The following is a 22906-nucleotide window of genomic DNA, read 5'->3' as shown; positions in this document are numbered from 1 at the left end:
ATGCCCTGTCACTGCAACATGCGCACTTTTCCGTCCGGCAGCGTCGATGGAATCGATCACGTCACTGACCCGCGCAGCGCCAGGTGTACCGCGGCAAGCAACGCGATCCGACCGACACCATATTCCGCCACCACTGTTTCCAGGCGGTCTCCCGATTTTTTCAGCCGACTTTCGCCGGCCCGGTTGCAGGTGTTGCCGGCGACGGCCCGGCGAGTTCACCGAACCGCTCTCCGGGGCTGCGCCCGGTCCGGTCCGGGCGGTGCCTCAGCGCCGCACCATGAGGAAGCAGGCGGCGTGCGCCGGCCTGGGCGGGTCGGGGAGCCGCTCGATGTCGAAGGCCCGGCCGAAGAGGCGCTGCGACTCCCCCGGCGCCATCACGGTGTGGAGCAGCCGGGACATCCGCTTGCGGGCCACCCAGGGCAGGTCCTTCTTGTCCGCCGCGAAGCACCAGTGGAAGAACTGCGAACCGGGGCGGGAGAGCCGCAGCACGGTGTCGACGATGCCGCGCTTCACCGGACCGGTGGTGTCGTCCAGGGTCCCGTAGTCGACCAGCAGGTCGAACGGCCCGACGACGCCGGGGATCTCCGCGGCCGAGAGGTCCCCGTTGACGAACCGGCAGTGCGGTGCGACGCCCGCCTCGCGGGCCCGCCCGCGGGCCCGCTCCAGGGCGAACTCGGTGAAGTCGACACCCACGACGTCGAAGCCGTTCTGGGCGAGGAACACCGCGTTGGAGCCGGTGCCGCAGCCCAGGTCGAGGGCGCGCGGACGGCCCTCGGACCGCGACGGGGCCTTGATCCGCCCCTCGGCGACCAGCTCGCGCAACTCGGGGCTGACCCCGACGCGCTCCCACGCCGCGCCCCGCTTGTACAGCCACGTGTAAAACCACGGTCTCATCACAGTTCCCTTCGGCTGAGTGTTGCCCATGACGTGCGGCGGGGCCGGCCCCGGTCGGTGCGGCGCGGTCAGCCGGCGTAGGTGATCGCGAGGCTGTTCAGCAGCAGGACCACGAGCGCCGCCACGGTCCTGATCAGGTGCCACATCCGCCACCGGGGGCGGGGGTCCTGCCAGTCGGCCGGCACGGCCTCGGCGTCCGTGCCCCTGACCACCTTGTTCAGCGGCACGTTGCAGAGGTGGGAGACCCCCTCCACCACCACGATCCCGACGATCGAGGTGATCAGCAGGGACCGGACGGTCGCGGACGGCGCTTCCACGGCCAGCACGATGTCGGCCACCAGGGTCGCGTTGACCAACAGCGGCATGATCGGGTGATAGCCCTTGCCCAGCAGGGAATGGGCCTGCAGATAACGGTCCGGGGTCATGGCCGACAGTGCGGGCAGAACACTGACGGCCACCGCGAAGAACACTCCGGATATCAGGCCGCTGCCGATCAGGACCGCGACGCCAACGAGCTGGACCACTGGATTTCCCTCCCTCTCACGCGCTCCCCTTCCCGGTCGAAGAGGTCCCGCCGTCCGGTTCCGCGACTTGACCGATGCTCGATAAGCGCACTAGCAGCTCGATGGACGCGACGCGACCGGAACTGAGGGTTTCGGGACACCTGGGACGGTTGTGAAGGAATCGGGTTCCCGGTCCGCTCGTGTCATCGGGGCGGGTCCGGCGGCCCGGACCTGACCGAACGACTCCGGTGAATGGCCGGAACCGGGATGTCACCCCGGCGGCGGGTTCCGGTGAGCATGGCCGTCATGGGTCGGCGGAATCCCGAATTCCCGATCGCGGGGCCGACTCGTCGCCGTCGACGGGGCCTCGCGGTGGTTTCGCCGCCGCCTCTCCGCTGTCCAGCAGCACGCTAGCCCGGTTGGCCAGCATCGTCGCCATGACAATGGCGTGCGTTCCGTCTCCGACCGGTTGGCGAGCGCTCGGCGAGAGACGAGGTGGCACGGGATGGTGACCTACGCATCGGCCCTGGTGACCGGGGCGTCCAGCGGCATCGGCCAGAGCCTGGCCCGGCGACTGGCGGAGCAGGGGACGGACGTGGTGGTGGTCGCCAGGCGCGGCGACCGCCTGGAGAGCCTGGCCGAGGAGCTCCGCGGCCACTACCGGGTGTCCGTCGAGGTGCTGGCGGCCGACCTCACCGTGCCGGAGGAACTGGCCGCGGTCACCGAGCGGTTGACCGACCCGGACCGTCCGATCGACCTGCTGGTCAACAACGCCGGGGCGGGCTCCCGGCCGCCCCGGCCGCTCGCGGACCAACCGCTGGAGTACGAACTGGGGAAGGTGGAGCTCAACGTGCTGGCTCCGCTGCGGCTGACCCACGCGGCGCTGTCCCTGATGATCCCCCGTCGGCACGGCGGCATCCTCAACGTCTCCTCCATCGCCGGCTTCCTCCCCCAGCCGCAGGGCGCGACCTACGCCGCGACCAAGGCCTTCCTCACCTCGATGACGGAGACGGTGTACTGCGAGGCGCGTACCTCCGGTGTGCACGCCACGGTGCTCTGCCCCGGCTTCGTCCGGCGGGGCGAGGGCGGGGCGCACGGCGGAACGCGCAGCGTCCGCCTGCCGGAGTTCGTCTGGCTCGACCGCGACGAGGTGGCCCGCGAGGCGATCGCGGCCGTGCAGTCCGGCAAGCCGGTCTGCATCCCGGGGCGGCACTACCGGGCGGCCATCAAGCTGAGCCGGATCCTGCCGCGGTCGGTGTCCCACCGCGCCTTCGAGCGTCTGTGGGGGCGTTAGGACCACCGCACCGCCGCTGATCACGGTGGGGCCGGGACCGTCGGGTCCCGGCCCCACCGTGCTCGTTCGCCCGGCGGCTACCCCCAGCTCCGGGGCCGGGCCGGCAGGACGAAGGAGAGCAGGAAGACCAGCAGCATGGCGCCCGCCGCGAACCACAGGGTGCGCTGGAGCGCCAGGGTGAAGTTCTCGCCGTTCGCCCGGGAGCCGGCCTGCTCCAGGGCCGTCGCCATCTGCTTGTCGACGGAGCCCGGCACCTGGGCGCTCGCCCCGTCACCGGACTGGGCGCCGCGGCAGCTCGCGGGCGTCTGCGACTGGTCGTTCGCCACCATCCGGTCGTGGTAGCAGGACCGGAAGGTGGCGATCACCTGGTCCTGGACCGTTCCGGGCACGTTCGCCGCCGCCATCTCGATCCTCAGCTGCGGGGCGACCCGGTCCACCATGCCGGTGGACTGGGAGCCGAGCAGCGAGAAGAAGATGACGCCGAGGACCGCGATGCCGGCCGAGGCCCCGATCTGGGTGACGGCGTTGACCAGACCCGAGGCGGACCCGATCTCGCGCGGCTCCACGGCCGCCAGCACGATGCCGAACAGCGAGGAGACGACCGCCCCCATGCCGAGGCCGGCGGCCAGCAGGCTGGGCAGCATCTCCCACGACGAGGCGTCGGTGCCCTCGAAGTGCAGCGTCAGGACGAGACCGGTGAAGGCCGCGGCCATGACCAGCGCCCCGATGCTGAGCAGCTTGCGGCCGAGCTTGGGAGCGAGCACCGCGCCGGAGACCGCCGAACCGATCGCCATGCCGAGCGACCAGGGCAGGGCGGTCAGGCCCGCGTGCATGACCCCGAAGCCCCGGCCGATCTGCAGGTACAGCATGAAGGTGAAGAAGAAGCCGATCAGCCCGGCGAAGAACAGGAACGCGATGATCAGGCCGCCGTTGAAGGGGAGCTTGCGGAAGAGGCTCATCTCGACCAGCGGCGACTTGTTCGCACGGCCCTTGCGGATCTGCACGAAGGCGAAGAGGGCGAGCACCGGGACCGACATCACCATGGACACGTACGTCCACGTCGGCCAGCCGAGGTCCCTCCCCTTGAGCAGGGGGTAGACCAGCAGCAGCATGGCCAGCGTGACCAGCGCGCTGCCCACGATGTCGACCCGTTGCACGTGCTCGGCCTTGGTGTTCCGCACGTACAGGGCGGCACCGACCAGCGCGATGATCCCCACCGGGACGTTCACCAGGAAGATCGACCGCCACTCCAGGCCGAACGCGTCGCTCCTGATCAGCAGCGCGCCGAGCATCGGCCCGCTGACCACGGCGAGGCCGGAGACCCCGCCGAACATGCCGGCCACCATGGCCCCTTCCTTGGGCGGGAAGGTCGCCATCAGGGTGGAGAGCACCTGCGGCACCATGAGCGCGGCCAGCGCGCCCTGCAGCACGCGGGCGGCGATCAGCATCCCCGGGTCCTGGGCCGCTCCGCAGAGGACCGAGGAGAGCACGAAACCGGTCACGCCGATCATGAACAGGTTCTTGCGGCCGTAGATGTCCCCCAGCCGGCTGCCGGTGATCAGCACCAGGGCGAACGCCAGTGCGTACCCGGAGGCCACCCACTGCGCGTCGGAGTCACTCGTCCCCAAGTCCCTTTGCAGGGAAGGGATCGCCACGTTCACGATGGTCCCGTCGAGCAGGTCCATGAAGCTCGCCAGGAGCATCGCGATGAGCGCGAACCACCGGCGGGAGTCCTGGGAGGCGCCGCCGCCTGGACCGGCGGACGCCTCCACGTCGATTGCAGTCACATCAGTCTCCTCGTTGCTCGCTCGCACCCGGACGGCATGACACGGGACAGCCGCGGATGAGAGAGCCAGCTGCTTGCCGAGCCGACCCGACAAGGTGCATCAGCAGTTCTTCTCCCGGACCAGGGGAGTTCGAAGAAGTGGCGGCACGCTTGAGAATTCGGCCACGATGAAGTATCTTACCTTACGAGCTAAGATATTAGGGAGGCCGCAGGACCCATGTCAACTGGATTGCCCCCGAGAGAGGACCTCGTCGGAGCCCTTTCCTGGAAGATGCGCCGCCTCAGCGGTGAAACCGTCCTGTTCCACCAGGCGATTGCCGACCGGCTGGGCATCAGCCCGACCGACCTGAAGTGCCTCGACCTCGCCTCCGCCGGCCCCGGGCCGATCACCGCCGGCCGGCTGGCCGAGGTCTCCGGGCTCACCTCCGGCGCGATCACCGGAGTGATCAACCGGCTGGAGAAGGCCGGCCTGGTGTCCCGGGAACAGGACCCGAACGACCGGCGAAAGGTGATCATCGTCGTCAGTCCGAGCGTGCCCGACCGGGTCGTGGGGCTCTTCGGCTCGATGACGGACTCGATGACGGAGCTGTGCTCCCGCTACCAGGACCACGAGCTGGCCCTGGTCCTCGACTTCGTCAGTCGCGCGGCCGACACCACGCACCAGGAGGCGGCGAAGCTCCAGGAGAGCATCCGCACGTCCACCGCCCGGAGCTGACGTCGCACCGGACACCGGTCGGGGCAACCGCCCGCCGACCGCCCCGGTGGGGATACCGCTGCCCCCGTCAGTGACATCCCCACCGGGGCTTCATGGACTCCGAACCAGGCCTCGCCGTCCACCGTGGCCGCCCATCGGAACGAAGGAGCGCGATGAAGAACGTGCAGATCGACGGACCGCGGCGGATGACGCTGGAGGGCGTGACAGCCGTCCGGTCCTTCGTGGTCAGGGGACGCATCCAGGTGATCGGGACGGACGACGACGAGGTCACCCTGAACGTCTCCGAGATCGACCGACACCCGGTCAGCGTCCAGTGCCAGGACGGCCGGCTCTTCCTGGGGCACCAGGGCACCAGCTGGCAGCAGCTCACGAAGGGGCGGCTCAGCCACCGCTCCTCCCAACACGTCGTCATGTCCCTCGCCGTTCCCCGCACGTGCGCCCTCGACCTGTGGTCGGTCTCCGCCGAGGTGCTGGCCAGCGACACCCGGGCCGAGGTGCAGGTGCACAACGGGGAGGGCGGGACCACGCTGAACCTGCTGTCCGGCCCGGTCGAGGTGGAGACCTCCTCCGGGCACGTGGACGCCATCAACCTGAGCGGCGACGTCGAGATCCGGTCGGTGTCCGGCGCCGTCGCCCTGTACGCCACCCCCCGCGAGACCCGTACGCTGAAACTGTCGAGCGTGTCGGGCGACATCAGCATCTGCCTGCCGGAGGCCACCGACGCCAGGGTCCACCTGGAGTCCGTGAACGGACGGGTCTCCAGCCAGTTCCGGGAGATCAGCCCGGTGAGGATGCCAGGACACCACAAGGCCAAGGGCGACATCGGCAACGGCAGCGCCTCCCTGTGGGCCAGCAGCGTCTCCGGCCGTATCGTGCTGCTCAACGGCGGCACCCCGGACGGACCGGGAGGAAGCGGAACCGCGGACTAGGAGTGGTACGGCAGATGAGTGATGGCTTCCTCCCCTCCCGACCGGACGACCAGGCCGCCGCGCGGAGCTCGGCGCCTCCCCCGGAAGAGCTGAACGAAGCCGTCCGCGACGCGGTCGAGGAGATCGTCGGCGACTTCCGGAAGCAGTTCGGATCCGCGCGGGAGCGCCCGGCGCTCGGCCTGGACCAGCACCGCGGGCTCAGTTGGACCATAGCGCTGCCCGCCGGTCCGCCGCCTTCTGCCAAAACGTTCTTTCAGCAGCGGCTCGACGAACTCACCGAGACCGCACAGCAGTTGCTCCAGTCCGGATCCACGCCGGACGACACCCTGTGGGAGGGCGCGAAACTGCTCGGCGAGCTGGCGGCCAAGCTGGGCCCGGGCGGCTCCAGGAGCTGACCGGACTCAGGTCTCCCGCTCCCCCGGCCCGCTCCCCCGGCACTCGCGGCGCGGCTCCGGCCGCTCCGGCCGCTCCGGCCGGGCGGCGGGACCGGCAACCGCGAGTGACAGGATCGACGCCATCAAGGACGCGATCGGCGTCAGGGTGGCGTCCAGCGGCTGTCCCGGCTCCTCCTCCACCGCCTCCGCGGGCCGGTCCGCACCCACCGTGCGGACCGCGCCGGCCCGCCGCCCCCCGTGCCGCGCGCCCGGGCTCGTACCTTCCGATCGCAGACTCACAACGCCTCCGCATGTGCCGTGGCTCCGTGTCCGGAACTGTCCCGGGTGGGTCTGGACGGCTCCTGGAGGCCGGCTGTTCGCCCGCCCGAGGACGGCTGGCGAGCGGCTGGACGACCACGGCCGGCCACCACGGCCCGCCCCGAAACCCCCGGTCACCGCCCCCGTCCCGGCCCGCCCCGGCGTCCAGCCCCCGTCCACGAGCCCCCCACCACCCCCTGCGCACGGACGACGGCGGCCTCCCCCGGCGCGGGGTGCGGCGGGGGAGGCGGGGTGGCCGGTGGTGCGGTTCAGCGGCCGGAGGCGGCGAAGCGGAGGGCCAGGGCCGGGCACTGGTTGACCGCGCGTTTGGCGGAGAGGGTCAGCCAGACCGGGACCGGGCCCTCGTTGACCACCGGGAAGCCGTACTGGTCGAGGGTGAACAGCTCCGGGGAGATGTCCGCGCACAGTCCGTGCCCGTCGCACAGGGCCCAGTCCACCTTCAGGTTCACCTGGGCCCGGCCGAGCTCGTCGTCGCCCCGGTCCGGGGTCCAGGGAACGGTCGGCAGCACCGAGCGCACCCGCCGTCCGCAGCCGGCTCCCCCGGTGTGCGCGCGGACGTCCTCGGTGAAGGCGCCGAGCGCGGACCGGACGAACCCGGCGGATCCGTCGGGGTGGCTGCAGGCACCCTGTCCCACCACCGCGGCGGCGAGCCGGCGGACCTCCTCCACCGCGGGGGCACCGCCACCGGCGACCATCGCGCCGAAGGCCCGGGCCAGCTCCGGCAGTCCGCGCCGGCAGGGACCGCACTGGCCCGCCGACTCCGCGGCCAGCCACTGGACGATCCGGGCCGCCTCGCCCAGCGGGCAGGTGTCCTCGGGCAGCGGGATGACGATCCCGGCGCCGAACGTCCCGCCGGACTTCCGCATGCCGGCCCGGGAGCAGGGCGCGGTCACCGCCGACTCGGCGTCCAGGAACATGCCGTGGTAGCCACCGACCAGCACGCCCTGCCCCGGCCCGGTCCCGCAGGCGTCCAGCACCGCACCGAGCGGGGTGCCGGCCGGGGCCTCCACCACCACGGGCCGCCGGGCGCCCGGCCGGTTGACCGTGAGCAGCACCGTGCCGGGCTCGGCGTCGGGGCCGACGGCGCAGTACGCCTCCGCGCCGAGCCGGGCGGCGACGGCCAGTTGGGCGTACGTCTCGGCGTTGGACAGCAGCGTCGGCAGCCCGTCGACGCCGCCGACTCCGCCGTCGGAGGAGCGGACCTTGCGGCTCGGCGGCAGGGCGACCAGCCCGTTGACGCCGCGGATCAGCGAACCGGACTCGCCGGAGACGAAGCGGGCCGGCTGCTGCACCACCCGGATCGGCAGCCGGGAGCGGCGCTCCGCGACCGCCGAGGGCATCGAGGTGACGCCCGGGCTGCCCTCGTCCACGCCGACGGCGATGCTCTCGGCCCGCAGCGCCTCGCTCACCAGCAGCGCCCCGTCCAGCACGAGGTGCGGGGCGCGGGCGAGCAACATCCGGTCCTTGGCGCTGCCCGGCTCGCCCTCGGTGGCGTTGACCACGACGGCGGTGGGCAGCCGCCGGCGCCGCGCGGAGTCCATCACCGCTTTGAGCTTGCGGGCGAAGGGGAAGGCGGCGCCGCCCTTGCCGGTGAGCCCGATCCGCTGGGCGAGGTCGACCAGCTCCGGCGCGCCGTACCTGGGCAGTGGTCCGTGGACCGCGAGATGGGCCTCGTAGCCCATCCGGATGTACTGGTCGAGCCCGGCGGTGAGCCGGGGCGGTCCCATCCGGATGACCTCCGGGACGTCCACGGTGCCGGCCGTCATCGGTTCTGCCAGGGATCGACCACGTACCCGGAGGGCTGGGTCCCGGTGCGCTGGGGCCAGGAGCCGGGGCCGGACCAGGGCCCCTCCGCGGGCGGGAACTGCGGGCCGGGGTCGGGGGCCTGCGGGTACCCGGGCCGGACGGAGTACGCCTGCGGCGGGTACTCCTGGTACGTCTGGTACCCCTGGGCGTACGGCTGCTGGGGGTAGCCGGCCTGCGGTTGCTGCTGCTGGTACCACGCCGGCTCGACCGGGTACTGCCGGCTTCCGGCGCCGAGCATCGCGTCGAGCGCGTTGGTGTCCCACGGATTCGCCGTGAACTGGGCCTGGGACAGCAGCTGTTGCTGCTGGAAGGCCGCCTGCTCGGCCAGGTACTGCTGGTGCCCGGCGTCGAGCAGGGCGTTCAGCTCACCGGTGTCCCACTCCATCGAGGCCGGGTCCATCGGCACCGGGGCGGGCCCGGCGGCGGCCATGGCCGCGGGCACGACGGTGGGCACGACGGTGGGCACGACGGGTTCCGGCGCCGCCGCCGGCCGGTCGTCCGGCAGGTCCACGTCCAGGGCCAGCAGGGCGGAGGACTCGCCGAAGACGGGCAGCTGGTCGCCCAGCGGCTCGGTCGCCTGCGCGCCGGGGCCGATCAGGTCCACGGCGACCAGGCGGCGGTTGGCGTTGACACCGGTGGTGTTGCGGCCGGCTCCGTACAGGAACTTGATCAGCAGGACGAGCGCCACCGCGGCCATGTTGATGCCGTACGACCAGATGACCCAGCCCCTGGCCGGTCGCCCGGCCTCCAGCCCGTGCGCCAGGGCGAGCGGCCAGGAGGCGTAGGCGACCCAGTGCAGCGGTCGCCACAGCCGGGTGAGCCGGGGGTTGGCGGCGAAGCGGCCGCGGAGCGCGCCGGTCACCGCGGCCAGGACCAGGAGCTCCGCGGCGATGGTGCCGACGCCGACCACGAAGCGGGTGCCGGAGGCGAACGGCAGCACCGCCGCCGCGGGGGCGGCATGCCCCTCGGCGATCTTGTTGCCGATGTGGATCACCAGAGTCACCACCGCCGCCACCGAGACGGCCCGGTGCACGGCCTGGACCGCGACCCGGTGCCGCGGCGTCAGCAGGCGTCGCTCGGCGGCCAGGAGTCCGAGGGTGACGCTGCCGCTGAGCGCCATCAGCGTCAGCACGCCGAAGAAGAAGTCGACGAACCGGTGCACCGCCTCCGTGCCGCTGCGGTTGTGCTCCGTCGCGGGGAGTTGGAGGGCCTGCAGCACGGTGGCGACCACGGCGAGCACCACCACGGCGGCGACGATCAGGATCGTGGCCGGCGGCCTCGCCAGCTCCGGGGCGCTGCCCGCGGCGGCTGCGCGGAGTCGCATCGGGGTGTTCCGCCGGGACCTGCGCCTTGTCGAATTCCTCAAGCTCTTTCCTTGTCCGATGATGGTGAAGGACCCGGCGGTCGGCGCGGACCCGGAGCACCCGGGCGGGGCGCCGATCGGGCGGCGGACGGCCTCGGCCGGGCGCCGCCGGGGGGAGGCTGTGAGTGCGGTACGGGCCGGAGCCGGACGGACCGGACCCAGGCGGGCGGTGCCCGTCCGGCCCCGGCGGTCACCCGGCGTCGAGCGGCGGCTGGGCGTTCTTGTCGCCGCCCTGCACCGGCCCGGTCGCCTGCTGGGCCGGCGACTGGCCGGGCGGGACGACCGCGGGCCGCACCGACGGGCCGCTCTCCAGCAACGCCGGTCCGGCCTGCTTGCCCGCCGCGACCGGCGTCTGGCGCGGGGGTTCGACCACCGGCGTGCCGGACAGCGGCATCATCGTCGTCGCCGGCGTGCTGCCGGCGAGGGCGCCGACGGCGCCGTGCGCCGCGGCCACCGGGCGGGTCCGGAAGGCCAGCTGGTGGCTCACCGCTTCGTCGAGGGTGACCGCCCGCTTCAACTCACCGGCCAACTCCGATGCGAGAAGGCCGAGTTCGGCGACGCGTTGCCAGTCGAGACGGACCACGAGGCGCAGCTCGGCGCCTCCTTCGGGGGCGGCTGTGACAGCCGGGATGGCCATGTCGTTCACGGACGATCGATCCTTACGGTGCGGAGTGCGGCGGGGAGTGCACGTCGGCGGAGGGCAGGTGCGGCCCGTGCGGCCGACCGCGCGGCGGCGCCGGGGTGGCCGGGGCGGGGCCGGCCCGGTGCCGTGCGGTCCGAGCCGGGCTCGGTGAGAGAGACCGTACGGCCTGGCGGTCCGTCGAAACACCGTCAGCGCGGAACTTTCGGTTTCCCTAAGGGAGCGCTCACTCCGGGCTCAATCGGTACCGCCGGGGCCCGCCCGGCACCGCTCCCGCGGTGCCGGGCGGGAGGCCCCCGGAAAGCCCCCGCAATGACGTCGGGAAGACGTCGGGAAGACAGTCGGGAAGACAGTCGGGATGCCTTCGGGAAGCCTCCGGAAAGCCGGGCCGCCGGGCCACCGGCCGTCCCGGTCAGCGGTGCGCGGCGAGCAGCCCGGCGGCCAGCTGGTCGGCCACCGGGGTGCCCCAGCCGGTGACCTGGTCGTAGCCGGTCCTGGCGGGGAAATCCTGGTTGCCGGCGGCGGTCACGTCGTGGAACGCCGACCGGGCGGCGGCGGAGCCGGCCAGCGCGTACAGCTTGGGGTTCACCTCGCCCAGCGGTGCCTGGCCCGCCGCCTTGGCCTTCTGGTCGTACAGCGCGGCGAAGCCGGCCCACAGCGGGGCCGCCGCCGAGGTGCCGCCGATGGTCTGCCAGCCGGGCCCGGTCCGGCCCTGGGTGAAGATCGCGAAGCCGCTGGCGGGGTCGGCGTCGGAGGCGATGTCCGGTACGGTGCGCCTGGTGGTGTTGACGCCGGTGCCGTTCTGCCAGGTCGGCTTGGCGAAGACCTTGGAGGTGCCGCCGCCCGAGGTCCGCCAGGCGCTCTCGGCGGCGTAGGCGTTGCCGTTCAGCCTCAGGTTGGTGCCGCCGACCCCGGTGTTGAACGGGCTGGAGGCCGGGAAGTCGACCGCGGCCGTACCGGGGCCGGTGGCGGAACGGCTGCAGTCGCGCGAGCCGTCGTCGCCGGAGGCCGAGAAGATCGAGATGCCCTGCGCGGCGGCCTGCTTGAAGGAATTGTTCACCGCGGTCATGATCGAGGCGGTGGTGTCCGGTTCGCAGGAGCCCCAGGAGATCGAGATGACCGAGGCCTTGTTGTCCGCGACGATCCTGGCCGCCATGTCGACCTCGCCCTGGTCGCTGTTGGGCGCCTCGTAGATCAGCTGCTGGGCCCCGGGGGCGACGCCGCGCACGATCTCGCTGTCCAGCTCGACCTCGCCCTGGCCCCCGCCGGGGCGGGCGTCGTAGTTGGCGCCGTCCACCGGGACGGTGCGCACGGCCGGGCCGGAGAGTCCGAACCTGCGGTCGTAGGCGGTCAGGTCCGAGGAGCGGTAGCCGTCGAACTCCCAGAGCGCGACCGTGGTGCCGGCGCCGTTCGTGCCGAGCTTGTCCAGGTTGTAGGCGCCGTCGTACTGGGCCGGGCCGTAGCCGCCCGGGGCGGCGGCCGGGGTCGAGGCGTCCGGTTCGACTATTCGGGCGGTGCGGCTGGTGTGGTCGTCGAGGCCGACGACCCCCGCGACGACGTCGGACAGGTCGGACGGCACCGAGGCGGGGGTGTCGTTGGCGTGGAAGGTCCGGTGCTGCTCGCCGTCGACGTACATGCTCTCGTGGGTCCCGAAGGCCGCGGCGATCCGGTCGGCCGTGCCGCCGACGTCGACCACCTGCCGGTTGGCGCTCACCCCGGTCACGGTCAGGCCCTGGGAGGTGAGGAACTTGCTGACCCGGTCCACCTCCCCCTGGGTCGGGCCGTATTCGGCGGTGAACCGCTCGGGCGTCAGGTACTGCCCGTACAGCGGGTCACCCGGGGTGGAGACCGCGGTGAGGAAGCGGTCGAGGGCGGCGGTGTTGCGCAGCTTGAGGTTGACGGAGACCGCCATCGGCTGGCCGGCGGTGACGGCGTCCTGCCGCTGGGAGTGGGACACGGCCGGGGACATGGTCTCCGGCAGGGCCGTTCGGGCGGTCGCGGCCTGCGGAGTCAGCGAGGCGTTGGCGGTCAACGAGACGGCGGCCAGCGACAGGACGGCCAGGGAAGCGGACAGGGCAAGCGATCGGTATCGCACGGACTCCTCCGGAGAATGGGAACGTTCCGGGTTCGGGAACATGCGAACGAGCATTGCCGAAAAGCCGTTAGGGAAGACTTAGCGCAGCTTTATCGGCAGGTGTGCCGAATTCGCCTTCGGCGCAGTCGGACGGGCCGTGCGCGGGCCGGTGAATTCACCCGGGGAAGACCACCCGCTTTATCCGGCGAACGGTCGCTAAGCTCTGGCCGATGAGCACTCAATTCTTTCGCGGTTCACGGCGGCGGGCGGGTCGTCGGGCCGCTCGGGGGCGGGTGGGCCACCATGCCGCCCGGGGACGGGCCGAGCGGCGCAGGGTCGCCCGGGGACGGGCCGAGCGGCGCAGGGTCGCCCGGCGCGCGGTGCGCCGGAAGAGGCGTTCCCGTCTGTTCGAGCTGCCGCTGATCACCCTGGCGGCACTGGTGCTGGCCCTGCTGCTGAAGACCTTCCTGACGCAGATGTTCGTCATCCCGTCGGGTTCGATGCAGAACACGCTCGCCATCGGCGACCGGGTCGTCGTCGACAAGCTCAGCCCCTGGTTCGGCGGCCTGCCGCACCGCGGTGACGTGGTGGTGTTCCAGGACCCCGGCGGCTGGCTGGAACCGGATCGGCACGACTCCTCGGACGGACCGGTGCTGCGTACCGTGCAGACGGCCTTCTCCTTCGTCGGCCTGTTCCCCTCGGACGACAAGCGGAACCTGATCAAGCGGGTGATCGGGGTCGGCGGCGACACCGTGGCCTGCTGCGACGACCAGGGCAGGATCACCGTCAACGGCGTGGCGGTGGACGAGCCCTACCTGGCGCCGGACAACGCGCCGTCCCAGCAGCCCTTCGACGTCACCGTGCCCGCGGGGCGGCTCTGGGTGCTGGGTGACCACCGCGAGGTGTCCGCCGACTCCCGCTTCCACATGGGGAGTCCGGGCCGGGGGACGATCCCGGTGAGCAGCGTGGTGGGTCGGGCGATCGCGATCGTCTGGCCGGTCCCGCGGATCGGAGGCCTGGGCGAACCCGCCGCGCTCTCCTCGCTGCCGACCGCGTCGGCGGCACCGGCGGCGGGCCGGGGGCCCGCCGGATCGTCCCCGGATCCGGCCGGCTCCCGGCCCAACCCCCTTCCGTGCCCGTCGCGTTGGGCGCGCTCGTGCCCCCGCTCAGATGGTGGCGGGAGCGACGGTGGTCCCGGCAGCGGTCCGTCGGACGAGCCGGCCCTCCGCCCGCGCGTGCCACCAGCGGCGACGGCCACGGTCGAGGACCGGCCGAGGCCGCTCCGGGGTCGCCGCCGAGGGCACGTCCGGGGCACCTCCGGGGCCGTCTCCGGGAGCGCTAAGGAACCCCTAAACCTCCGCTAAACCTTTCCGGAATCCGCCCCTCACACCCCGCTGACCAGCGAAAGTCCAGGCCGGCCGGGCTCCCGGCCGGGCGACCGGCCCGACCTGCCCGCGCCCGCCCGCCCACCGGTCCGAAGGCGCCGCCGACCGGCTCGACCCGTCGGCTACGGTGTGCGCCATGACGTCCGTCCTCGTCGTGGAAGACGACCCCGCCATCCGTGCCTCCCTGATAGAGCTCCTGGTCAGCCACCAACTGGTGGTGCGCAGTTCCCCCGACGGCTTCGGCGCACTGCGCGAGGTCGCCCAGTGGCAGCCGGACGTGGTGGTGCTGGACCTCGGCCTGCCGGACCTCGACGGCGCCGACGCGTTGAAGATGATCCGCGGACTGTCCCAGGTCCCCGTCCTGGTGGCGACCGCGCGGGACGACGACGCCGAGATCATCAAACTGCTCAACGCGGGTGCCGACGACTACCTGGTCAAGCCCTTCTCCGGCGGGCAGTTGCTCGCCCGGCTGACCGCCGTCCTGCGCCGCTGCGGCGATCCGGCCGGCCGGCCCGGCCCGGTGGACGGAGCCCCCGGAACGCGCCAGGAGCCCTTGGTGCTGGGCGAGTTGCGGATCGACCCGCTGGCCCGGACGGTCCATCTCGGCGGCCGGGAGATCGGCCTGACCCGCCGCGAGTTCGACCTGCTGTCGTTCCTGGCGCTGAACGCCGACCGGGTGGTCTCCAAACGGCAGCTGCTCGCCGAGGTGTGGCGGCAGGCGTACGTGGACGAGCAGACCGTGGACGTGCACCTGTCGTGCCTGCGCCGGAAGTTGGGCGAGCGCGCCGCCCGGCCGCGCTTCCTGCACACCGTCCGGGGCGTCGGGGTGAAACTGGTGTCGCCCCGGTGAGATCCGCCCTTGCCACGGTCGCACTCGCCGTGACGGTGATGGTCACCGTGTCGTTCCTCGTCCCGCTGGCCCTGCTCCTGCGCACCCACGTCCAGACCCAGGCGCTGCTCGCCGCCGAGCAGCGCGTGGCCACCACGATGCCACTGCTGACGCTGGTCCCGGACCAGGCCGATCTGGCCGCGGCGGTGGCCCGCACGAACACCACGGGCCGGCTCTGCGTCCATCTGCCCGACGGCACCCGGCTGGGCACCTCCCGTGCCGGCAGCCGCCTGCTGAACCGGGCGGTGCAGGGCAGGACCGCCCTGATCGGCGACGTTCCCGGCGGCCGGGACTACCTCCAGCCCGTCCTGCTCGGGCACGACCAGATCGCCGTGGTCGAGGAGTTCGTGCCCGATTCGGAGCTGAACCGCGGACTGGCCCGGGCCTGGACCATCATGGGCCTGCTCGCCACCGGCCTGGTCGTCGGGTCCGTGTTGCTCGCCGACCGGCTCGGCGCCCGCGTGGTGCGCGCCTCGCGCAAGCTGTCCCACGCCGCGGCGGCCCTCGGCGCGGGTGACCTCGACGTCCGCGTCGAACCCACCGGTCCGCCCGACCTCAGGGCGGTCGGCGACGCCTTCAACACCATGGCCGACCGGGTCAGGCAGCTGCTGGCGACCGAGCGGGAGCTGGTGGCCGACCTGTCGCACCGACTGCGCACCCCGATGACCGCCCTGCGCCTCGCCGCCGAGCGGATCGGCCCCACCCCGGCCGCGCCCCAACTGGCCAACGCGATCGAACAACTGGAGGACGAACTGGACGCGATCATCGTCGCCGCCCGCACGCCCCTGTCCACCAGGGCCACCAGGGCCGAGCCCGGAGCCGCGCATCGCGCCCCGGGCACCGGACCGACCGGCCCGGCCCCGGCCGAGTCCTGCCAGGTGTCCGAGGTCGCCGCCCACCGCGTCGGCTTCTGGGCCGTCCTCGCCGAGCAGCAGGGCCGGATCTGCACCTTCGAGGCGACGGACGAGCCGACCCCGGTCCAGCTGCCGGGCGATCACGTCGCGGCCGTGGTGGACGCCCTGGTGGGCAACGTGTTCCGGCACACCCCGGACGGCACCCGCTTCGCGGTGAGCGTCCGGCGGACGGCCCAGAGCGTCGTCCTGGTGGTCGAGGACGGCGGGCCCGGCATCGCGGACCCGGCCGTCGCGCTCTCCCGGGGGACCAGCGGCGCCGGATCGACCGGTCTGGGCCTGGACATCGCACGCAGCGCGGCCGAGTCCACCCGCGGCCGCCTCCGCATCGGGCCCGGCCCGCTGGGCGGAGCACGGGTGGAGGTGGACCTCGCACTGGCGGCCCAGGACCGACGGCCGCTCGGCCGCCCGTGGCGCAACCGCCGCAGGGGGGCCCAGAAGCCGCGCGGCCGGCACGGCTGACGGACCCGGGACACCGGGCCGACGGACAGGGGTCCACGGACCGACGGACCGGGAGCCGCGGCTGACGGACCGATACCCGACCCGACTCGAAACGATTCCGCACGCGACCCGGACACATACTCGACAGAACGCGTTACTGACGGAACGTCTCACGGTCAAATTCGCACACGGACTGTTCATCGCCTTTTGCTGGCAGCTACCAGCTGGTAAATTCCGCCTCTCGCCAAGGTCGCCACCGGTGCCGGCCTCGGCGGCGCCGGGTCCGGAGACCCCCCGAGGGGGGAACACCTCCCTTGATCCCCCTGGTCACGGCGCCGCGAGAGGTGCCCCACCCGCGGCACCCTCCGGCCGGCCCGCAGCGCCCGGCCCCGCCCTCGTGCCGGGCCGAGCAGTGACTGTCCGACCACTTGCCTTCCCACCGGCATGCTCAGGAGTGACGATGCCAGACTCGGGGACCGCGACGATCCCGGAAGCCGATCCCGCACACCGGATCCCGGGCAGCCGACAGCCGGACGGACCCGGCACCCCGCGGCCGGCCGACCGTCACCGGGACGCCGTGTCGGCCTACGCCGACGCGTGCTGCGCCGACCGCCGCGCCGGGCGGGAGCTGGCGGACGAGGCGTGGCAGCGGGCCGGGGGCGCCGACGGCCACCCGGCCCCGAGCCGGCTGCACCTGCTGGCCGAGGTGACCAGGACGGCGGCCGAGTGGGCCGACTCGGGACGCGGATCGGCGCTGAGCCCGGCCTTCACCGCCTGGCTCGCGGACCTGCCCCGGCCCGGCGGCGGAGTCGGGTCGGCACGTGCGGCGCTCAGCGCGGCGGAGGCGGACTCGCTCGTCCTGAGCGCGTTCGGGAGCCTGCCCGCGGCGCGGCAGCAGGACCTGTGGCGGCGCCTCGACGACGCGGCCGGGTCGCAGGCCGGGTCACCGGCCCGTCCGCCGCGGGCCGAGAACCCGGTCGAGCGCCGCCTTCAGGACGCCTGCCTCCGGGCGTACGCCTCCCGCACGCCGCAGCGCTCCTGCCGGCACCTGGCCGCGCGGCTCGCCGACCGCGTCCGGCACACCGCCGCCGGTGACCCCGGCGACCTCGACCGCCACCTCGCCAAGTGCGCGAGCTGCCGAAGCGTCCGGGCGGACCTGGAGGCCATCCGGACCTGGCAGCGGCCCGCCCTGCTCAGGGCACTGGTCCTGTGGGACGCGGAAGCGTCGGCACCGGCATCGCCGTCGGCCGTGGCCCTCGGAGCCGGGCAGCAGCCCCGGGAATCCCGGCCGCCGACGCCGGCCGGTCCGTCATCCGACGGTCCCCGCCCCGGCGCCCACGACCCCGGCGCCCCCACAGGGCGTCGGCGTCTGCCCCGGGCGAAGCGCGCCGACGGCCGGGCCGGTTGGCACCTGCTGATACCCGTCGCCGCGGCGGGCGCCGGCGGCCTGGCCGCACTCGCCGTCGCCGGTCTGCTGCTCACCACGGTGGAGCGGGCCGGCGAACACCCGCAGCCGGTCGACGCCCCGACCCTGCCCGCTCCCGGCACACCATCGCCCACCACCGACTCCGACGACGCGCCCCCGGAGATCGGCCCGGCCGCGATGTCCTCCCCCACGCCCACCCCCGCCACCTCGGCCACGGCTCCCACCGGCGCCTCCCCCACGCCCACCCCCTCGGCCACCCGGTCGGCGACCGCCCCGCCCACCAGCGCCGCCCCTTCACCCACCCCGCCGGTCGCCGCCGGGATCCCGCTCGTCAACTACGGCTCCGGGCTCTGCGTCGGCCTCGCCCCGGCCGCGCAGACCGCCGGCCCGCCCCAGCTCCAGCTCCAGCAGTGCGGCGGCCAGGCCACCCAGCGCTGGCAGCGGCTTCCGGTCGGACAGGACACCTACCAGCTGCGCAACACCGGCACCGGGACCTGTCTCGACGGCACCACCACGGGCGGCAACCTCGTCGCGGTCACCCTCACGGTCTGCCGGTCCGATCCGGGGCACCCCGAGCAGCTCTGGCGGTTCACGCCGAACGCCCAGGCGACCGCCTTCCGCCTCGGGTTCGTGCCACCCGTCCCCGCCAGCGACTATTCCGCCCACCTCCTGGGCCCGCAGGACTGGACCGATACGACTCCACCGCACCCGGGATCGCTCCTGGTGCACCTGCCGAACTACTACCAGTCCGAGAGCTTCCTCTTCACCATGGGCTGACCGGAGCCCGGTCTCCGGCGCTCCGCCCGTGGGCGGCCCGGCCGGGAGGCCCACGGGCAACGGCCGCTCCCGCACGCTTCGGCACGGGACTTGCCGAAGCGTGGGGAACGGCCGCGTCAGGTGCCCCGGCTCCCGGGGGTCTCAGCAGGTCGGGTGACCGGCGAGGTCGGACGACGGGCTCAGAAGTGGGTGCCGAAGGACGACGGGAGCTGACCGGGCGTGCTGGGCGGCGTTCCGCCGACCGTCGCGCTGGGCATGCCGGTCGGCTTCCCGCCGGCCGTCGGGCCGGGGGCCGGCGGGAGGACCTGCTGGCAGCCGAGACCCGTGAAGGAGTCGGCCAGCCGCTGGTTCAGGAAGTCGAACAGCGTGCGTCCGGGCTGCGGCGAGGCGACCTTGGCGGTGAACTCCTTGTCCCGCTGGAGCCGTTGGGAGTCCACGGTGGCGAGGGCCTGACAGTAGGTGCGCAGGTCGGTGGTCGTGGCGTGATCGGCCGGCGGCGGGTTCCCGTCGGCGGGGAACTGCCGGGTCCGGTCCTTGCCCCGCGCGGGCGGCGTGCCGGTGGGGCTTCCGGTGATCGGGGCCAGGCCCACCGGGGACGCCTTGAAGTTGGCCACCTGGAGCTCGTTCAGGGCGAGCGAGGTGGCCTTGCCGCCCGGGTCCGCCAGGTCGGGGGCCGTCCACGGGGTGCAGCCGAGCGCCGGGTCGATGAAGTCGGTGAGCAGCAGGTTGTCACTGCCGGTGGGCGGTGCGACGGCGCCGCGCACCACCGTCGAGCCGGACAGCCGGCCGGTGGTGGCGGCGGTCCGCTGGGCCGTCGCACCGCGTCCGGTGATCAGGTACTCGGTGGTCACGTTGCCGGCGTGGTCCTGCCCGACGATGCCCAGGTCGCGGGTGGTCGGGCAGGGCCGGCCGTCCCGGGCCATGCCCAGTGGCGGCACGACGAGCCGGCCGGTGCTCTGCGCGGACCACGCCGCGTCGAAGAACGCGGCGGCGTTGCACGAGGCGAACTGGCCGAACGGCTGCGTCGGCGAGCGGCCCGCGCACCTGCCGGCGGCGGCGTGGCCGCCCAGGGTGAGGGTGTTGCCGTCGAAGCCGAACCAGATGCCGACGACGGCGTGTTCGGGCAGCTTGGGCCGGACCGGGGCGACGGCGGGCTCGCTGCCCCGGTCGGTCACCAGGGGGTTGTAGACGAAGACCGCTCCGGTCTCCGGGTCGAGCACGGTGGCCTGGACGAAGGCCGCCTGGTGCGGGTTGCTCTCGTGGCACGGGCCCTTGGCCGGGTCGGTGGCCGTCAGGACGTAGGGGGTGGCCAGCCCGCGGGCGGTGAGCGGCTCGTCGGGCACGGTGAGCGTGCAGTCCGGGTCGGCGGGGGCGGGCGGGGCCGCGACGGGGATCGTGTCGGCGAAGGAGACGCTCAGCAAGGACGCGCCGATCGCGAGCACCCCACCGAGACCCAGGCTGAGCGAGGTCACCCGGTTCCTGCCCGCCCGGGACTGGTGTCTGTTCGGTGTTCTGGGCATACGTTGATCCTTTTGTGGTCGGATGTCGGAGGGGGCGGCGGCACGGACACGACCGGCAGTGCGTCGGGCCGGGGTGTCGGTGGAGCGCCGCCCGTTCGGCCGTGGGCCTACCAGTGGTTGCCGAAGACCGGGGAGGGGTCGGAACCCGCCATGGTCGGCATGCCGGTCGGCATCGGCGTCGGACCGCCGGTGGGCATGCCGGGCGGCATCCGCGTCGGCATACCGGTGGGCATTCCGGGGGGCATCCCGGTGGGTTTGGGCATCGGCATGCCGGGCTTGCCGGTGGGCATGCCGGGCGGCATCGACGTCGGCATTCCGGGCGGCATTCCCGACGGCATACCGGTCGGCTTGGGCATCGGCATGCCGGACTTTCCGTCCGTGGGCATACCGCCGGGCATTCCGGACGGCATTCCGGAGGGCATTCCGGTCTGCGTCGGCATGCCGGAGGGCATTCCGCTGGGCTTGGGCATCGGCATGCCGGTCGGCATTCCGGAGGGGGTGCCGGTCGGGGTTCCGGTCATGCTGACCGACGGCATCGGGGCGCCGGACGAACCGGCCGTCGGCATGGTCGGGACGCAGGCGACGGCAAGCACCGACGTACCTACGGCCAGCAGGCCGTACAGCACCGGCCGGCGGCCGGCCGGCCGGCCGCCCACGCCACTGCGTGTACGGAAAAGGGGAGTTGGGGTTCGGCCTTTCATGCTGCGCTCCTCCGGGGATGGGTGATCCGATGGGTGTGGTGCGGCAGGTGGCGGAGCCGGGCGCACCGCTTCAGGGGCTGCCCGGGTCCGCCGGTCGGTCAGCCGGCGGCCGGCCGGTACGCGTACTCGTGGCCGGTCGGGGTCGGTACGGCGGCCGGCCGGCCCGGGCGCAGGACCGTCACAGCGGCCGCGGGCCGGTCCGGGGTGCCGCGCTCCGGACCGGCCGGCGCCGACGCGTCCGCCACCACCGGCGCCGGGAAGGGCAGTTCGACGACCACCCCGGGCCACGGCGCCGCCGAGGTGCCGTCCGGGGTGTCGGCTTCGGGGGCGCCGGCTTCGGGGGCGCCGGCTTTGGCGACGTGTTCCCAGAGCGGGCAGACCGTGCGGCTCGGCTCGGTGGCTCGCGTCGGGGCGGCCGCCCCGACGGGGTCGGCCGGGTCGGTCACAGCGGTCGTGCCAGTGATGTCGTTCATGTCGGTCATGTCGTTCATGTCGTTCATGGAGTGATCCTCACTGTGCGGGTCGGGGAGGCGAGCAACCGCGGTGGAACGGCAGGAAGTCGGATCCGCCGACGCGGTGCGGGCCAGGGGTGTGGAGCCCGGGAGTCCGCCTGCCGGACGGGCCGTGCGGGCGGAGGCGGGGAGCCGGCGGAGCGGGCGGAGCGGGCGGGGAGACCCGCGGGCCCGGTGCGGAGAGCCCTCGGAATCGGGCCGGCTGAGACCGACACTAAGCCCTGCCCGCTCCCCGGAACACCGCCTCCGCCGAACTTCGGGTTCCGTTAAGGGAACGCTCACCCCTGGCTTCACCGCGCCTCGGACGTGCCGGTACCGACCGCCAACGCCCCTGTGTCGTCACGGCGTTGTGCTGTCAGTGCGTCGTGCCGCCACGGCGCGGGTCAGGCTCGGCCGACCGGACCGGGGCAGGTCCACAGTTGGAGCGGGGTGCCGTTGGCCCGGTATCCGTCCAGGACGTCCAGGCACAGCCCGGATCTGGCGTTGGCCAGATTGCCGTCCGAACGCACGGTCCACTTCTGGCTGTTCGATCCGGTGCAGGGAACAACCACCACCCGGGTGCCGTCCTGCCCGGAGTCCTGAGCGGGAGCGAGGCAGAGGGTGTTGTCGGCCGTGCGCAACTCGTCGGTGACGGTACGGGTCCACTGCTGCGTCGCGCGCCCGTCGCAGGTCCAGATCTGCAGGCTGCCGTCCGCGGCGGCCGTCAGGCAGTCACCGGACGCGGCGTCCACCAGCACCTGGGCCCCGGGGGCTACCGGCGGGGTCGAGCGCATGGTGCCGACCGGCGCCGGTGCGGCGGAGCCCGTCGCGGTGCCCGTCGGCACCGACGTGGCGGGGCCCGTCGCGGAAGGGCCCGGTGCGGCGGGGCTCGGCGCGGCGCCCGCCGGTGTCGGCGCGACGGGGTCCGCCGTGCTGCCGACCGGCTGCGGGGACGGCATCCCGGTCGGGGAGGCGGACGCGAGCGGCGAGAGCGAGAAGTCGCTCTGCCCCGGCGGTCCGCCGGGGATGACCACCGCCGCCCCGTCCTCGGAGCCGGCGGGCGCGGTCAGTCCCGCTATCTGCGTGTACAGGACCACCCCCACCGTCAGGGCGAGTGCGACGATCAGCACCGTCCTGCGGGTGAGCCGGCCGGCGATGGCCCCGGACGACGGTGACGGCGGATACCGGCGTCTTCCCGGACCGGGAGGACCGGCGCGCCGCTCGGCGAACGGCTCCGGTCCGCCGATGACCGGGAGCACGGTCGTCTCCGCCTCGGCGCCCGCCGCCGTTCCCGTCCCCCTGCCCACCTCCTCTCGCGGCTCCCCTCTCGACTCCGTTCCGGCCTCCGGCGGATCGAGTTCCAGGAGGTACGGCGGGATGCGCAGATCGAGGCGGGAGTCCGACGGGAACGGGACGTCGAACGGTTGAACGCAGATGTGGCCGGTGCCGGGTCCGTCGAAACGGCAGCGCTCACATCGTGGTCTGGAGTGCATTGGCACGACTCTCTTCATTGTTGTGCCGCCGGCAGGCCGGCAGGTGCGGCGCCGGTGGCCGGCGGCGCGCCGGCCTCGCCCGGCGCCGACGCGATCACCCCCGGCCGGGGTAGGACCCCCGGGCGGCCGCGGGGGGGTCGAGCTCGTGGGGGGGC

Annotated in this window: 19 protein-coding genes; 9 read left to right on the top strand and 10 right to left on the bottom strand. The window is 73.5% G+C overall.

The window, feature by feature from the left end:
- Window positions 1-264: 264 nt before the first annotated feature.
- Both AB0Q99_RS04090 and AB0Q99_RS04085 read right to left on the bottom strand, forming a co-directional pair.
- A complete protein-coding gene (locus AB0Q99_RS04090; RefSeq protein ID WP_363568264.1) occupies window positions 265-894 on the bottom strand; it encodes a methyltransferase domain-containing protein in 630 nt (209 codons plus the stop codon).
- Between the two features lie 68 nt (window positions 895-962).
- On the bottom strand, window positions 963-1418 hold the full coding sequence (locus tag AB0Q99_RS04085) for a DUF1772 domain-containing protein (RefSeq protein ID WP_363568262.1): 456 nt from the start codon (window positions 1416-1418) through the stop codon (window positions 963-965).
- Between the two features lie 484 nt (window positions 1419-1902).
- Here AB0Q99_RS04085 and AB0Q99_RS04080 point away from each other — a divergent pair, with 484 nt between their 5' ends.
- On the top strand, window positions 1903-2691 hold the full coding sequence (locus tag AB0Q99_RS04080) for an SDR family oxidoreductase (protein WP_363568260.1): 789 nt from the start codon (window positions 1903-1905) through the stop codon (window positions 2689-2691).
- 77 nt (window positions 2692-2768) lie between these two features.
- On the opposite strand, the gene AB0Q99_RS04075 is transcribed toward AB0Q99_RS04080, so the two are convergent.
- Window positions 2769-4478 (bottom strand): MFS transporter, encoded by a 1710-nt coding sequence (locus tag AB0Q99_RS04075; protein ID WP_363568258.1) that lies wholly within the window; start codon window positions 4476-4478, stop codon window positions 2769-2771.
- A gap of 216 nt (window positions 4479-4694) precedes the next feature.
- On the opposite strand from AB0Q99_RS04075, the gene AB0Q99_RS04070 reads away from it, so the two are divergent.
- The 3 genes from AB0Q99_RS04070 to AB0Q99_RS04060 all read left to right on the top strand — a co-directional run bounded on the left by AB0Q99_RS04070 (window position 4695) and on the right by AB0Q99_RS04060 (window position 6516).
- Window positions 4695-5192 carry a MarR family transcriptional regulator gene (locus AB0Q99_RS04070; protein WP_363568257.1) on the top strand — a complete coding sequence of 166 codons (498 nt, stop codon included), beginning with the start codon at window positions 4695-4697 and terminating at the stop codon, window positions 5190-5192.
- Between the two features lie 152 nt (window positions 5193-5344).
- A complete protein-coding gene (locus AB0Q99_RS04065; protein ID WP_363568255.1) occupies window positions 5345-6121 on the top strand; it encodes a DUF4097 family beta strand repeat-containing protein in 777 nt (258 codons plus the stop codon).
- A 14-nt stretch (window positions 6122-6135) separates the two neighbouring features.
- Window positions 6136-6516: a hypothetical protein gene (locus AB0Q99_RS04060; protein WP_363568253.1), complete on the top strand. Its 381-nt coding sequence runs from the start codon at window positions 6136-6138 to the stop codon at window positions 6514-6516.
- Window positions 6517-7082: 566 nt separating this feature from the next.
- Here the strand turns inward: AB0Q99_RS04060 and AB0Q99_RS04055 are convergent.
- The 4 genes from AB0Q99_RS04055 to AB0Q99_RS04040 form a co-directional block, all read right to left on the bottom strand.
- Window positions 7083-8600, bottom strand: coding sequence for an NADH-ubiquinone oxidoreductase-F iron-sulfur binding region domain-containing protein (locus AB0Q99_RS04055; RefSeq protein ID WP_363568251.1), 1518 nt, complete (start codon window positions 8598-8600; stop codon window positions 7083-7085).
- Window positions 8597-9964, bottom strand: a complete 1368-nt coding sequence (locus AB0Q99_RS04050; protein ID WP_363568249.1) for a hypothetical protein — start codon at window positions 9962-9964, stop codon at window positions 8597-8599. Before AB0Q99_RS04050 ends, AB0Q99_RS04055 begins: the two co-directional genes overlap by 4 nt.
- Window positions 9965-10193: 229 nt before the next feature.
- Window positions 10194-10649, bottom strand: a complete 456-nt coding sequence (locus AB0Q99_RS04045) for a hypothetical protein (protein ID WP_363568247.1) — start codon at window positions 10647-10649, stop codon at window positions 10194-10196.
- 406 nt (window positions 10650-11055) lie between these two features.
- Window positions 11056-12738 carry a S53 family serine peptidase gene (locus AB0Q99_RS04040; protein WP_363568245.1) on the bottom strand — a complete coding sequence of 561 codons (1683 nt, stop codon included), beginning with the start codon at window positions 12736-12738 and terminating at the stop codon, window positions 11056-11058.
- Window positions 12739-13097: 359 nt separating this feature from the next.
- On the opposite strand from AB0Q99_RS04040, the gene lepB reads away from it, so the two are divergent.
- The 4 genes from lepB (at window position 13098) to AB0Q99_RS04020 (ending at window position 18546) form a co-directional block, all read left to right on the top strand.
- Window positions 13098-14081: a signal peptidase I gene (gene lepB / locus AB0Q99_RS04035; protein WP_363568243.1), complete on the top strand. Its 984-nt coding sequence runs from the start codon at window positions 13098-13100 to the stop codon at window positions 14079-14081.
- A gap of 157 nt (window positions 14082-14238) precedes the next feature.
- A complete protein-coding gene (locus AB0Q99_RS04030; protein ID WP_363568241.1) occupies window positions 14239-14952 on the top strand; it encodes a response regulator transcription factor in 714 nt (237 codons plus the stop codon).
- On the top strand, window positions 14949-16364 hold the full coding sequence (locus AB0Q99_RS04025) for a HAMP domain-containing sensor histidine kinase (protein ID WP_363568239.1): 1416 nt from the start codon (window positions 14949-14951) through the stop codon (window positions 16362-16364). Before AB0Q99_RS04030 ends, AB0Q99_RS04025 begins: the two co-directional genes overlap by 4 nt.
- A gap of 439 nt (window positions 16365-16803) precedes the next feature.
- On the top strand, window positions 16804-18546 hold the full coding sequence (locus tag AB0Q99_RS04020) for an RICIN domain-containing protein (RefSeq protein WP_363568237.1): 1743 nt from the start codon (window positions 16804-16806) through the stop codon (window positions 18544-18546).
- A gap of 179 nt (window positions 18547-18725) precedes the next feature.
- Here AB0Q99_RS04020 and AB0Q99_RS04015 read toward each other — a convergent pair whose 3' ends face one another.
- Window positions 18726-20018, bottom strand: coding sequence for a hypothetical protein (locus AB0Q99_RS04015; protein WP_363568236.1), 1293 nt, complete (start codon window positions 20016-20018; stop codon window positions 18726-18728).
- A gap of 198 nt (window positions 20019-20216) precedes the next feature.
- Between AB0Q99_RS04015 and AB0Q99_RS04010 the strand changes: the two genes are divergently transcribed.
- Window positions 20217-20792 carry a hypothetical protein gene (locus AB0Q99_RS04010; protein ID WP_363568234.1) on the top strand — a complete coding sequence of 192 codons (576 nt, stop codon included), beginning with the start codon at window positions 20217-20219 and terminating at the stop codon, window positions 20790-20792.
- A 73-nt stretch (window positions 20793-20865) separates the two neighbouring features.
- Here the strand turns inward: AB0Q99_RS04010 and AB0Q99_RS04005 are convergent, their stop codons facing one another.
- Together AB0Q99_RS04005 and AB0Q99_RS04000 are read right to left on the bottom strand one after the other, a co-directional pair.
- On the bottom strand, window positions 20866-21267 hold the full coding sequence (locus tag AB0Q99_RS04005) for a hypothetical protein (RefSeq protein ID WP_363568232.1): 402 nt from the start codon (window positions 21265-21267) through the stop codon (window positions 20866-20868).
- 395 nt (window positions 21268-21662) lie between these two features.
- The gene (locus AB0Q99_RS04000) at window positions 21663-22388 is read right to left on the bottom strand and encodes a ricin-type beta-trefoil lectin domain protein (RefSeq protein ID WP_363568230.1); all 726 of its coding nucleotides are present in this window, start codon (window positions 22386-22388) and stop codon (window positions 21663-21665) included.
- Window positions 22389-22906: the final 518 nt, after the last annotated feature.

This window comes from Kitasatospora sp. NPDC086791, from assembly GCF_040685975.1.
Classification (GTDB): domain Bacteria; phylum Actinomycetota; class Actinomycetes; order Streptomycetales; family Streptomycetaceae; genus Kitasatospora.
Note: the sequence above shows the minus strand (reverse complement) of the source record. Positions and strands in the feature narration are given on the sequence as shown.